7 protein-coding genes are annotated in these 14,336 nt (G+C 47.6%); 5 read left to right on the forward strand and 2 right to left on the reverse strand.

Going from position 1 to position 14,336, the window contains the following annotated elements; genetic code table 11:
* Window positions 1–6: 6 nt before the first annotated feature.
* A complete protein-coding gene (locus KFE26_RS08075; RefSeq protein ID WP_212600110.1) occupies window positions 7–1,440 on the reverse strand; it encodes a LysM peptidoglycan-binding domain-containing protein in 1,434 nt (477 codons plus the stop codon).
* Window positions 1,441–1,650: 210 nt separating this feature from the next.
* On the opposite strand from KFE26_RS08075, the gene KFE26_RS08080 reads away from it, so the two are divergent.
* The 4 genes from KFE26_RS08080 to KFE26_RS08095 all read left to right on the forward strand — a co-directional run bounded on the left by KFE26_RS08080 (window position 1,651) and on the right by KFE26_RS08095 (window position 9,605).
* Window positions 1,651–3,006: a leucine-rich repeat-containing protein kinase family protein gene (locus tag KFE26_RS08080; RefSeq protein WP_212600111.1), complete on the forward strand. Its 1,356-nt coding sequence runs from the start codon at window positions 1,651–1,653 to the stop codon at window positions 3,004–3,006.
* A gap of 296 nt (window positions 3,007–3,302) precedes the next feature.
* Complete coding sequence (locus KFE26_RS08085; protein WP_212600112.1) at window positions 3,303–4,517, forward strand: efflux RND transporter periplasmic adaptor subunit; 1,215 nt, start codon at window positions 3,303–3,305, stop codon at window positions 4,515–4,517.
* Window positions 4,517–7,588: an efflux RND transporter permease subunit gene (locus tag KFE26_RS08090; protein ID WP_212600113.1), complete on the forward strand. Its 3,072-nt coding sequence runs from the start codon at window positions 4,517–4,519 to the stop codon at window positions 7,586–7,588. Before KFE26_RS08085 ends, KFE26_RS08090 begins: the two co-directional genes overlap by 1 nt.
* Window positions 7,589–7,787: 199 nt before the next feature.
* Window positions 7,788–9,605 (forward strand): sel1 repeat family protein, encoded by a 1,818-nt coding sequence (locus KFE26_RS08095; protein WP_212600114.1) that lies wholly within the window; start codon window positions 7,788–7,790, stop codon window positions 9,603–9,605.
* Between the two features lie 158 nt (window positions 9,606–9,763).
* On the opposite strand, the gene KFE26_RS08100 is transcribed toward KFE26_RS08095, so the two are convergent.
* The gene (locus KFE26_RS08100) at window positions 9,764–12,880 is read right to left on the reverse strand and encodes a M9 family metallopeptidase (RefSeq protein WP_212600115.1); all 3,117 of its coding nucleotides are present in this window, start codon (window positions 12,878–12,880) and stop codon (window positions 9,764–9,766) included.
* Window positions 12,881–13,289: 409 nt separating this feature from the next.
* On the opposite strand from KFE26_RS08100, the gene KFE26_RS08105 reads away from it, so the two are divergent.
* The gene (locus KFE26_RS08105) at window positions 13,290–14,291 is read left to right on the forward strand and encodes an NAD(P)H-quinone oxidoreductase (RefSeq protein ID WP_212600116.1); all 1,002 of its coding nucleotides are present in this window, start codon (window positions 13,290–13,292) and stop codon (window positions 14,289–14,291) included.
* Window positions 14,292–14,336: the final 45 nt, after the last annotated feature.

A 14,336-nucleotide genomic window follows, 5' to 3' on the forward strand; every position in this document is an offset into this window, starting at 1 on the left:
CAATCGTTATTCGGAAATTTTCAGTTCTTGGCCTGGCTTAATAATGCTTTTGCCATTGAGCTGGTTCCACTTCATTAAGTCAGCCAGCTTAACCTTATTCTTACGGGCGATTTTATCCAGCGAATCACCTGATTTCACCTTGTAAGTGGTCGCTTTTATTGCAGATTTATCGGCCGATGTTGAGGTAGTTGCTTTAGCTTTGGTCGACGACTTATTGCTCACTTTTTTATCTGTCTTCGCCTTGGTTTTAGTGGGTTCAGGCTCATTATCATTGCCCGCCATTGGCGTTAACAGTGTGAGCTCTTGGCCGATTTTTAGGCGGTCAGATGTCAGATTGTTGGCCTGTTTTAATGCTTTCACTGACATATCAAACTTGGCTGCGATTGTGCCTAGGCTGTCGCCAGATTTGACGATATAGCTTTGGCTGTCATAGCGTTTTTGAGCGTAGAGCTTGTCTTGATTTTCCTGATAATGACCTATGTTTTCCAGTGGTAAGGCGATTTGATATTTACCTTTGCTGGGGATTACACCTTGGCGAAAGCCTGGGTTATAGGTTTTAAATTCTGCTTTGCTGAGCCCTGCTGCATTAGCAATCTGGCCGATATCTACGCCATTAGGTGCTGGCACTCTTTCCAAGAAAGGGCGGTTAGCAATAGGGGGGACTTTTAAACCGTAGTGGTTGGGATTTCGAATAATCTGAATAAATGCCAGCCACTTAGGAACTGTTTGTACTCGCTTAGCGGGGATACCCAGTGACCAAAAGTCCGTAGGTTTGCCCTTGGCTTTGTTTTTATCAATGGCGGCTTTGATCACTAGCTCACCGGTATTGTAGGCGGCGACGGCGTTGATCCAGTCTTTGTCTAAGGTGTCGTATAGGTGCTGTAGATAGTCGAGCACTGCATCGGTTGAGGCCAGCGCATCTTTACGGCCATCGTAGGCTGAGTTCACCGTTAAGCCAAAATTACGTCCAGTAGCAGGGATCATTTGCCACAGTCCTGCGGGGCCGTTAGCTTGTGCTAAAGGGTTATAGCCACTTTCGACTATGGGCAATAACGCCAATTCTAATGGCATGTTACGCGCTTCGAGCTGGCTGACGATGTAATATAAAAATGGCTCGGCGCGATCGCCGACTTGGTTCATAAATTTCTGTTTATCATCGAAAAAGTTACGCTGTTTACGTACTTCGGCATCATCATGGACATCAATGGTATTGGCGTGTTGGATCTTTTCCCATACATCGCTGTACTGCTCAACCACTGCGTGTGGCGTTTGATGTTGTTGTGGCGAGTGGTCGTTATCGTTACTGACATCACTTGCTGCGGCATTGAATTCAGTGGTTGATGGGCTTGCTGATGTTGTAGCGCAACCGCTCAGTAGGGCCATTAGCATAGCAAGCATAAGCACTGTAAAAGAGTGCGTTTGGCGAAAATGTGTCCGCATGATTGTCCTGTGATGAGTTGACTGGGCATTCCATATTGGTGCACATGCTAATCTGTTTTCGAGTTTCTGGATAGCTCCCCCAAGTTTTACCTATCGTATCAAAGTTGTCTTAAGGCCGATTGTGCCGCCCTTTGATTGCAGATCCTGCGTTTAGCTTTATCGATTTATACGCTACCATAGCCGCGATTTTTCATTAATTTGGGTAGCAAAGTGCAGACGTTAGCGCAGTTAAGGGCAGGGCAGTTACAAGGGATCACACGTTTACAATTGGTTGAGGATTTAACCGAGTTCCCGCGGGAGATTTTTGATTTAGCCGATACCCTCGAAATCCTCGATTTATCGAATAATCAACTGAGCACTTTGCCCGAGGATTTACACCGCTTATCGCATTTAAAGATAATTTTCGCCTCGAATAATCGCTTTGAACATTTGCCTGAGGCATTAGGGCGCTGCACAAATTTAGAGATGATTGGCTTTAAGGCCAATCAAATCAAAACAGTGACTGCTGCGGCATTACCGCTGCAAACCCGCTGGCTCATCCTAACCGATAACCTCATTGAGACATTGCCTGCGGCCATGGGCGATTTACATCGTCTGCAAAAATTAGCTTTAGCGGGTAACCGTTTAACAACCTTGCCCGAGTCGATGGCCAATTGCCGCAACTTAGAGTTAGTGCGTTTATCGGCCAATCAACTCCACGCACTGCCAGCTTGGTTACTCAGTTTGCCTAAACTGACTTGGCTCGCCTTTGCGGGAAATCCATTCAGCCATACCTTAGTCGATCCCCATGCCGATGTGGCCACAGTGGCGAATGTGACTCTGGGTGATATCAAGTTGGCTGAGAAGCTTGGCGAAGGGGCTTCTGGGGTCATTTATCGAGGCGATTGGTTGAATCAAGCCATGATAGCCGCGACGGGGTCGGCGCAGATTGCGGTAAAACTCTTTAAGGGTGAAGTGACGAGCGATGGTTATCCCGCTGACGAGTTAGATTGCTGTCTCACAACGGGTGATCATCCCAACCTTATTAAGGTCGTGGCGCACATTAGCCAGCAAGATCAATTGGGTTTAGTGATGGAACTTATTCCGCCAGGGTTTAGTAACTTAGGGCTACCACCAAGTCTTGTCACCTGTACTCGCGATACCTTTAAAGACGGTAGCGAATTTCGCCTTGATGAAGTCGCCAAAATCACACACCAGTTGGCCGATGCGATGGCGCACATGCATGCTAAACAAGTAAGCCATGGTGATGTCTACGCCCATAATATTATGGTTAATCAACAGATGATCTTATTGTTTGGGGATTTTGGTGCGGCATCAAACTTACGCAATCTATCGACAGCAGAACGCTTAGCGATAGAAGCTATTGAAGTGCGGGCGCTTGGTTGCTTGATTGAAGATCTATTGGCCTATGTGGATGCATCTGCCTATGTGAGTGCCTCGATTGGCCCTCTGTACTACACACAGTTGAGTGCGATTAAAGACGAGTGCATGCAGTTAGATGTGGCTCAGCGCCCCTGTTTTGCAGATGTGAAAAAGGCCATCGGAGCCCTGTTAAAAGGTAAATAGTGGCTTGCTAATAGGCTGGCTCTACACTTGTTTCAAGTTTGCTGTATTTTATGGTTGTTTGTGTGATTTAAGTGCTCACTATTGAGTTTATCGTTAAGTTATTGTTTTGTTTGGTTGTGTAACCGAGTTTTTACTGGCACTGACTGGGATTAAGCCTATAGGCTGTATACCCAAATAACCTCAAATTGCTTAAACAGGCACTTTGGGGGGACTTGGTATTAGTTTTGGGTTCAATCCGGTTTGCTGTTGTCGGATAGGATGTCCGTTGAATAGTAAGAACGATAGGTTTGCATACTATGTTTACACGAACGCTGTTTATACAAAGAGTAACTGAACGAGCACGCAGTGCATGCGATATTTCATTTAAAAGCCATCCCCATCATCTCCCAAAGGCGCCCTTATTCGCGCCTTTGCCGTTTCTACTGGCGAGTGTTTTCGCTTTAGCCCCTATGGCCGTGATGTCGGCGGACAAGGTCGACATCATCCCTGTGACGGTCGAGGCCGTTAAAGAAACGTCCTTTGCCGATGTAGTGAATGAAGTCGGTAAAATCAACGCTATCGATTCAGCCACGCTGAACTTTAATGCTAGCGAAAAAATTAGCGCGATTCATTTTAGTAACGGCGACAAAGTGACTAAAGGCCAAGTGATTGCCGAGCAGGACAACATTAAAGCCAAGGCTGATTTAGACAAAGCCAAGAGCACCTTAGCACTGGCTAAAACTAAGCTGGAGCGTATCGAAGATTTACTGATTAAAGAACCCTTTGCGCTTGCTAAGCAAGATGTGGATGAGCTACGGGAAAATGTGAATCTGGCCGATGCGGATTTTCGCCAGAAACAAGCAACCATGAACGATTACCTGATCAAGGCTCCCTTTGATGGTCAGTTGACCAGCTTTAGTCAGTCTATCGGCAGTCAAATTGGTGCTGGTACGGCCTTAGTCACCCTCTATAGTTTAAATCCGGTCGAAGTGCGTTACGCCATTAGTCAGAAGGATTTAGGCAAGGCGCAAAAGGGCCAAAAGGTGAATGTGACTGTTGAGGCCTATGGTAATAAGGTATTCAAAGGGTTAGTTAACTATGTTGCCCCTGCGGTAGATGAAAGCTCAGGACGGGTTGAAGTGCATGCCGCCCTTGAAAACCCTGAGTTTAAGCTTGCTCCTGGCATGTTCGCCAACATCAAGCAGTTCTATAGTCTAGGGATTAAACGTCTATTAGTGCCGCAAAATTCGATTATTGCCAATAACGATGAACGTTTTGTCTGGCTAGTGCAGGGCGATAGCGTAGTAAAACAAGTAGTTAAACTCGCTCAAAATACGAATGACGGTTATGCCGTCGTGACTGAAGGTTTAGCCGAAGGCGATTTAGTCGTTAAAACGGGTATGCAAAACCTCAAGTCCGATAGCAAGATCAAAGTCGTGCAGGATAGAAACACTGCAGATAAAGCGGCAACATCAAGTGCTGACAAAGGTGCTGATTCAGGCTCTACTCCAAATATTGAGGTGGCTGAATAATGCGTTTACCCGAAGTCTGTATTCGTCATCCTATCTTCGCCTCCGTACTCAGTATTATGGCTGTGTTACTGGGCTTGATTGCCTTTCAAAAACTCGATATCCAATACTTCCCTGAGCATACCACCCACTCGGCATCTGTGAATGCGTCGATTGCAGGGGCGAGCGCCGATTTTATGTCGAGCAACGTGGCCGATAAGTTGATTGCTGCGGCTTCGGGCATAGATAAAGTCGATACCATGTCGACCGATTGTAGCGAGGGGCGTTGCTCATTAACGATTAAATTCAATGATGACACCAGCGATATTGAATACACCAACTTAATGAACAAGTTGCGTAGCAGCGTCGAAGGGATTAACGATTTCCCCCAGAGCATGATAGATAAGCCCACAGTTACCGACGATACCTCGGCCACGGATTCGGCCAGTAATATCATCACCTTTGTGAACGCGGGTGGCATGGAAAAGCAGGCTATGTACGACTACATTAGCCAGCAGTTAGTACCGCAACTCAAACAAGTTCAAGGCGTTGGTGCTGTTTGGGGGCCCTATGGTGGCTCACAAAAGGCGGTCAGAGTCTGGCTCAATCCTGAACAAATGAAAGCGCTGAATATTAAAGCTGCCGATGTGGTGGGCACGTTAGGCTCCTACAATGCCAGTTTTACCTCGGGCGCGATCAAAGGTAAGTCGCGGGATTTCTCGATTAACCCTTTGAATCAAGTTGAAACGCTTGAAGACGTGAAGGATCTGGTGATTAAGGTCAGCGAGGGTAAGATCATCCGCGTGTCCGATGTCGCCGATGTGGTGATGGGCGAGGAAAGTCTGTCGCCGAGTATGTTGTCTATCGGTGGACATAGTGCAATGTCATTGCAGATTTTACCGCTGAGCAACGCTAACCCAGTGACAGTGGCTTCGAATATTAAAGCCGAAATTGCACGCATGCAAAAACATTTACCCCAAGGCTTAGAAATGAACTTGGCTTATAACCAAGCTGATTTTATTGAAGCCTCCATCGACGAAGGTTTTTCTGCGTTGATTGAAGCAGTGATCTTAGTTTCGCTGATTGTGGTGTTATTTTTGGGTAGCCTGCGGGCGGCATCGATCCCCATTATTACCATTCCCGTGTGCGTGATTGGGGTGTTTGCTGTGATGTCGGCGCTCGGATTTAGTATCAATGTGTTGACTATTCTGGCGATTATTTTGGCCATTGGCCTGGTGGTGGACGATGCCATTGTGGTGGTCGAGAACTGTTATCGCCATATTGAAAACGGTGAAACGCCTTTCAATGCGGCGATTAAAGGCTGTCAGGAGATCATTTTCCCTATCATTGCCATGACGTTAACGCTCGCCGCCGTGTATCTGCCGATCGGATTAATGTCGGGCTTAACCGCCGATCTGTTTCGGCAATTCTCCTTTACCTTAGCAGCGGCCGTGATGATCTCTGGCGTGGTGGCGTTGACTTTGTCGCCTATGATGAGCGCCTATCTTATCAATACCACTGAGCAACACCCTAAATGGTTTAGCCGAGTCGAGAATGCGCTGCAGCAGTTAAATCATTTGTATATCAATGAGCTGAATAAGTGGTTTGTCCGCAAGCGTTTGATGTTTGGCGCGGCTGTGGTTTTGGTGGGTCTTGCGGGTATTGCTTACTGGCAATTACCCAAAATACTCTTGCCTGCGGAGGACTCCGGCTTTATCGATGTTGCGTCTAATGGCCCTACCGGTGTCGGTCGGCAGTATCATCTCAATCACAATGCTGAGCTTAATGGCGTGATGGACGAGCATCCCGCGGTTGGGGCTAACTTGTCCTATATCGAGGGAGAGCCTGTGAACCATGTGCTACTCAAACCTTGGGGTGAGCGCAGTGAGGGTATAGATGATGTGATCAGCGACTTGATTACAACATCAAAGGAAAACGTTTCTGCCTATAACATGTCGTTTAGCATTCGCTCAGCAAATAATCTCAATATTGCCAATAATTTGCGTTTAGAGCTGACGACCTTAGATCGGAATAAGGACGAACTCAGCGAAACCGCCGCCAAAGTGCAAAAGTTACTCGAGGATTATCCTGGCCTGAATAACGTAGGCAACTCAGTGCTGAGGGATCAACTACGCTACGATCTGTCTATCGATCGCAACGCCATTATCCTCTCAGGTGTGAGTTATGGTGATGTCACTAATGCACTTTCTACTTTTCTTGGCTCAGTGAAGGCGGCGGACTTACATGCTACCGATGGTTTTACTTATCCTATTCAAGTGCAAGTAAACTTAGACAAACTGAGTGATTTTAAAGTGTTGAATAAGCTGTATGTCACTTCTGAATCTGGGCAAGCACTGCCATTATCGCAATTTGTGTCGATTAAACAGACTACGGCAGAATCTAACATTAAGACGTTTATGGGTCTTGATAGCGCTGAATTGACGGCAGATATTATGCCCGGCTATTCAACTGATGAAATCAAAACCTACTTAGATGAACAATTACCGACATTGCTTAATGATGCCCAAGGCTTTAAATACAATGGTGTGGTGAAGGATCTTATGGATTCGCAGGCGGGCACTCAGTCGCTATTCTTGCTGGCATTGGTGTTTATCTATTTGATTTTGGCTGCGCAGTTCGAAAGTTTTGTCGATCCCTTAATTATCTTACTGACTGTGCCCTTGTGTATTGTCGGTGCGTTATTGACCTTAGCCTTGTTTGGCCAGAGTGTGAATATCTATTCGCAGATTGGTTTATTAACCTTAGTGGGGCTAGTGACTAAGCACGGTATCTTGCTGGTGGAGTTTGCCAATAAGCAACAAGACCAAGGTTTGAGTGCGATTGAGGCGGCGCGAAGCAGTGCCAAATCTCGTTTAAGACCGATTCTAATGACGTCTTTAACCATGATTTTAAGTGCGATTCCTTTAGCCTTGGCATCGGGACCGGGCTCGTTAGGGTTAGCTAACATAGGTTTAGTCTTAGTTGGAGGTCTGTTAGCGGGCACTTTCTTCTCGTTATTTGTAGTGCCAGTGGCCTATGTCGCTATGGCGGAATTGAAGGCCAAGGATGTGCTTGCTAGACTGCGAAGTGCTTAAGTTGAGTTTTATGCGCTGGGTTTATCGAGCCTAGACTGAGAGGCATGGGTTCAACTTGCCTGTAAATACGTTATGATTTAAGCCAACGGCTAAACGCGTTGGCTTAATTTTTTGTCGATAACTTAATGATCTTTGTTGTATTTAAGCGAGTGTTTAAGTGCGAGTGGATTTGCCTCATCAGCGACGGAGAGCTGGCATTATGAGTTTGTTACATTGCTTTCATAGGGCTTTTTTATATTTGGCTTGCTCGGTTGGATTGATGTTTGCCTCTCCCGCCATGGCCTCTTTTTGGGATTCCTTATTTCGTAGTGAGTTGCCCGTCGATCAAGTGACTGCACCTGTAGATAGTCCGCGTTTCGAGTTCGTCGGCGTCTTACCTGCTAATACGCAATTAGAACTTGTCGGTTATTACGTCTCATCTGTTTGTACCCGAAAGGAAATCCGTTTTCCCAGTGGTGATATTGCTAATCCCTACCGCGCGACATTCGAAGAAACCTCAGTGCTGCGACAAGTGATTAGCAGTGGTAGCAAAGCGAGTGAGTTTTCGCTGCCCTTAGCTCTGAATGGTGGCGGCGATTGTCAGTGGCGGCTTGAGGATTTAATGCTCGATGTGACAATACTGCCGAACCATCCGTTGTGGCAAAGGGCTAAAGCACTTAAACAACAATACCTTGCTAAGTTGCAGCGCACTTCTGTTGTGGATGAGGCACAAGTTGCTAGCCAAACGACGTTGCCGACTCAAGTGTCACCCCACGATGATTTTTATTTAAGTCATGAACTTAATATCGATCCTATTTATGCGGGTAGCGAGGCGGATAATTCGTTGCTTGCGACTACGCCATTATCTTTAGCGCCAGTTTACTATCCAGTATTTATTCATTCTCCTAAGGAAGACAAACCTTTCGAGGCTAGGCTGAAAAGCAGTTTGCAGCAAATTTCTAGCCTATGGGCTAGTCCTTATACTCAAGCGGTTCGTCGCGGTGATGAGGCTGTGATGCGGGTGAATTTTAATCCACAGATTGCCGAACAGTATGAGGTCAATGTTTGGTATCAGCCTGATACGGTTGAGGTGAATTATCCCGATGGTACTCAATATACTTATGCTAACGGTGATGTGAAATTGTATGCCTATGGTAAACCTGAATCACAAATCAATACCTTAGCTCAAAGTGCCAAGGCCGAAGATAAGCGCTTCTTGGCACGTATCTATGAGCTTGGGCACGCCTTACCCAAGGATAAAATTAAGGCACGGAAATATTACCGTGAAGCCGCTGAAGCTGGTGATATTGAGGCGCTGCATTGGATGCGAGATCAAGCGGGTTACGCGGGGCGTGCCGATGAAAAGATCTATTGGCTGGAGCGCGCCGCGAGCTTTGGCGATAACGCGGCAAAGCTTGAGTTAATCCGTTTACCTTTATCGGTTATCGAGCGAGGCTTGGTTAATACAGGTGCGGATAAGGTCCGTGAAACGCAAGCATGGCAGCAGTTAAATCAGCTAGTTGACCAAGGGTTGCCTGAGGCAAGAAGTCTGATGGCGTTTTATCAAGTCTTATCTTGTTCGCCCTATTTTAATGCTACAACGGCATTGGAAAATTATCGCCAAAGCGTTAAAGCTCAACCTGATTTAGCGCGAGATGCCGCCGAAACCTATTACTACTTTAAAGAGGATTTTGAGCAGAGCGAGGAGTTTTGGATAATTGCCGCCGAGCGAGATCTTTACGCCGCCGCTGAACTTGCCAATATCCTGTTATTGGAGCCCTATCGAGATACGGTTAACGCGAGATACTGGTTAGAAAAAGTAACAACTTTGGGTGCCAAACAAGGCTTGCAGGCGGATATTCTAGGCAATGCTTACTTCCAGTTCGCAACCCTGTTAGATAAAGGCGAGGGTGGACCGACCGATGCTAAAGCAGCGCTAACGCTTTATCAGCAGAGCATTGAAATGGCAGAGCGGTTTTCAAACGACTATGCAGCAAGGGCCAAGGAGAGAGTGCAAGTGCTCGAAGGGATGCGCTAATAACGTATTGTCGCTAAAGACTCTATGACGTCAGTGTCGCTTATTCAGCTTATCTTCAATAAAAATCCCTGCCGAAGCAGGGATTTTGCTATTTACTCAAATGCTTGATTTATGCGTAATGGCTAAAGCTGCTTATTTAAGCAATGCGAGTCATCAAACTAGCGTAAATCAACCTGCAGTGCGACACCTGAACTCTGGGGCTCACTTTGCACTGTGATGTAATACCAACCCACGTTTGGTGCATTGACTGTGATGCTTTCCCGCGTGTTGGCGGGTGTCACAGAGGCTGCATCGAAGTGTTGAGCATTCGCCCAAGTCGTCCCCGAAAACAGGCTAACATCACCACTGCCGTGGGCGGAGTTGATGCTTAGCTGATTCGTTCCCTCTGGTACCCAAAGGTAATAATCGTTGCGCCCATCGGCGGTGCAAATGGCTTTGCCAGCACTGAGCTCACCATAACTTAAGGGTGATTGCGTCGCGCAGGCGTTGGCAATGAGCACTGGATCGGGTGTGTTACTCGTGCCTGTGCTTAAGGTCAGTGTTACGCCGCTAAACTCAGTGGCAGTATCAATCGTGATATAACGCCAGCCACGATTGGCGCTGAAGCTAAGCGATTCTTGATTTCCTGCTTTAGCGCTCTTTGCATCGGCATTATCTGCGTCGGCCCACTGACTGGCATTGAAGTAAATATTGGCATCCCCAGAGCCGCCCTTAGTGGTGACAGTGAACTGGGTATTATCTTCCTCAACCCAGAAGTAGAAGCTGTTACGCCCGCCACTGATGCACTCATTTTTGCCTAGGGTGAGCTTACCGTAATCTAAGGTCACTGCGCCGCAATTGGCTGGTGGCTCAGGATCCACGCCGCCATCCCCCAGATCGGGGTCGATATCAGCAAATAGCTCAGTGGTGCTGACTTGCATATCGACGCCGCCAAAGTCCCCCGATAAGGTAATGTAGTGCCAATACTCGTTAGGGTTTAACTGCACCTTAATCACTTGATAATTACCATTACCGATACCAGCCCCTTGGTTTTGCTCAGGGCTTGCCCAGCCTCTAGAATCGAAATAAATGTCGGCATCTCCCCAACCACCGCCAATCTTGATCCAAAGCTCTTGGGCTGTGCGATCGGTATTGGTGAAGCTGAAACTGGCGCGGCCGAGTTTTGAATCGATACATTCCATCGGCACATCAATTTTCAGGCTGGCCGATTCAGTGTAACGGTAGGCTTCGTTCGTCACTTGGCAAGGTGAGTAATCCTTACTGATAGTGCCTGCTGGTCCTGTCCAGTTGCCTTCGCGGCCACTGGGCTCAGCGTCGACATCACTCGGGCCCTTATCGACTATGCCATCGTCAGCCGTGCTTAAACCACTGGCGAGCCAACCCTGCCATTCGTTATCGTAACGTGTGCCGATATTATCCATAAAGGCTTGATATTTTGCATATTGATCGTTGCGTAGGTAGGCCAGAATCTGTCTCACATCGTCCCTGTGGTGTTCAAACATGAAACGCACCGCTAGATAGCCCCAGCGATAGATGCGGTCTTGGCCAGATTCATAGTTGTTTTTGAATATGGTCGATAACATATACTCACCTGTTTCGCCCATGGCAATTGCCGCAGGGTTTGCGTCACGGTAAGAGATGTATTCCGCGAGGCCTTCAATCCACCAGATAGTATTGGCCGAAGTACCACGACTAAAGTCACCAAACAGGTTATAGCGTCCATCGAGGTAGTGTACGTATTCGTGTTGCAGGTTCCAGACGTGGAAATCCGGCGTGCGCCATTCGGCTTCATAGGCGATGAAACGTGCCTGATTTTTGAGTCCGGCGGGCGAACCTTCTAAATACATGCCGCCATTGTCGGTACTGATACCAAAGATACTGTTGGCTAAGGATTTATACTCAGACGAACTGCCGAAGATCACTAGCTCTAAGTCATCGTTGTTATCCTGCGCCACGGGTTGCATGCCCGTTTCGAGTTTACTGTGGAAATAACTTTCTTGGCTGGTCAGCACATCACAGGCCCATTTGGCTTGATCTTGATAGAGATCTTGGGCGCGGATCTTGAGGCTGTCGGAGCATTTCCAATTAAAAGGTAAAGCATCGGCTTCTAACTGCGCCTTAAAACCACAGATATTGTAATCGTTACAATGGCTGCGATCGTAATAGTCGGCCATTTCTGCCGCCGCGTACCAAAGCACTTTGCTCGGTTCGGTTTTGCTGGTGCTACTGAGGATGTTTTTGACCAGCTGGGTCACTCGCGGGCGCATGGCATCAATGTAATACAGCCTAGACAACTCTTTAACTGAATTGACCAAAAGGTACTCTGCATTGGTGCCTAACAAGTCGCGATGTTCGAGTTGGAAGTTATTCAGCGCATCTAAAATGCTTTGGTCACGCGCGAACAGCGCCTGCATGTCATCATTCCATTGAGCGCGGAATAAGGTGGTAAACACTGAGTTGGCTGCGGCGTTCATGGCGAAGCTGGCTTGCCAATTAGCATCATAGTCCGTAAGCACTTTGATAGTGACATGATTGAAATCGGCTCCGAGCTCGGCTGAGTCAATCAGGATTAAGGCTTCTTTCAACACGCCAGCATTAGCATCGGAGACTGTCCAAATCGCAGCGTTCGCAAATAAAGCGTTGAGGGCTGATTTTAAGCTGGCCTTAGCGGCGCTGCTGTAAGCGGGCACATCATTTGGGCTGTAAAACTGCACATAGAGGGCGGCGCGGACAAAGTAAATATGGGACTCAAGATGCTGAACATCGACCCCAGTGTAGTCCTTGGCTTTAGCGGCAATGGCATTAGCCACACTGATCACATTGGCCTCGCTAAATAGCGCGGTCGCAGCACTGCCTTTGAGGCTATAGAGCTTACCGACGCATTCGGGTGTCGATTGGCTCAGTTCATTGACTAGTGCCTGACCTGATTTCCCAACAAAGTCACTGCAGTCGCTGACTTGCATCGCGGCGCTACGATTCTGCAACTTAAGTGGGGGTTGTTCCGAGACCTCTATCTGACGTTTTTGGCGTGAATGAATCTTAGGCTGCTCTGTCATCGTCGGATCATTAGGGGATGCCATCAATGGCGTCTCCCGTAGCAGTGGTCTATGTGATTCAATTAAGCTAATCGGTGCAGAGGGCGGTGGCGGGACGGGTTGAGCTGGTGAACTGTTTGGTGTGTTGTTGCCTAATGGGGGGCTTGCATGAGTGTTATGGGCAAGAACGGGAGTTGCAATCGCTAAGCTAATTGCTGCGAAGAGTAGTGTGTTTTTCATTGTGTATCCGTAGTTATCTAGTCTGCAAAGCAGATCTTCCTTGGGCGTTATTTGATGCATTTAACACAGACTTGCATCAAACCTCATTGGATTATTTGCGTGATAACAATAGCGCGACAAACATCGCAGCCAGCAAATAATGCCTCAGAATAATGGCTGTAAGTTTTTAATATATCTAGTATTTGTCATAATATGTTTTTGATACATCTTTTCTGTTCAGCTTAGGTTCAGCTTTCAGTTCAAATGGTTAACGTCAGCCGCTTGATTTAGTGCGATGGAATATAGAATGGAATAACTGTGGCTATTTGGCTTGAAATTGCGCTAGCTTAGCCGCATTAAGGTTTAGCAAACGAACCGTTTAAGCATAGCAATCTGCTATTAGGTTGGTGCCATTCTCACAGGAGCTTTTATGTCAGCTTTACCAAGCGAGTACACCCATATTCATGTTGAGCAACCTGGAGCGCCCGAGGTGATGCGGCTATCGCGCTCACCTTTGCCTGTCCCTGCGGCGGGGCAAGTGTTGCTCCGCGTGCATGCAGCAGGAGTGAATGGCCCCGATGTTAAACAAAGGGTGGGCGCGTATCCACCGCCACCGGGTGCATCACCGATTATTGGTCTTGAGGTTGCTGGGGATATTTGTGTCCTCGGTGACGGCGTGAGCCAATGGCAAGTTGGCGATAAGGTATGTGCCTTAGTGCCGGGCGGCGGTTATGGCGAGTATGTGCTCACCTATGCTGCCCATTGTTTGCCGATCCCGACGGGTTTTAGTTATGTGCAGGCAGCAGCGCTGCCAGAAACCTTCTTCACCGTATGGGGTAACCTGTTTATGCGTGCGGGACTCAAAGCGGGCGAGACGGTACTGATCCACGGTGGCTCAGGTGGCATTGGTAGTACGGCTATTCAGTTAGCCAGTGCGCTGGGTTCAAAAGTGATAGCGACGACGGGACAGGATGAGAAGCGCGATTATTGCTTGAGCCTTGGTGCCGCTGAAGTCATCAACTATCGTACTCAAAACTTTGTTGAACCTGTGATGGCACTCACTCAAGATAAGGGCGTAAACGTGGTATTTGATATTGCGGGTGGCGATTTTATCAATCTCGACTTACAAGCCTTAGCGATGGACGGACGTATGGTGTCGGTAGCCATGCAACGGGGGCCTAAAGCCGAGGTCGAGATTTTCCGCCTGATGGCAAAACGTATCATGTGGACAGGGTCGACCCTAAGACCGCAGAGCGTGGAGGCCAAAGCAGCCATTGCCGCTGAATTATTTGAGAAAGTTTGGCCGTTGTTAAACGCCCATAAAATTGTCCCCAATATTTTTGCAACCTTTCCATTAGCACAGGCTGCTAAAGCCCATGCTTTGATGGAGTCGGGTGAGCACAGGGGCAAAGTAATACTGACTGTCATTTGAGCTAGGCATACTGGATTTTGCAGCGACATATTTGCTTTAAGTCGC

The sequence above is a fragment of the Shewanella sp. M16 genome, from assembly GCF_018224605.1.
In the GTDB taxonomy this organism is placed as follows: domain Bacteria; phylum Pseudomonadota; class Gammaproteobacteria; order Enterobacterales; family Shewanellaceae; genus Shewanella; species Shewanella oncorhynchi.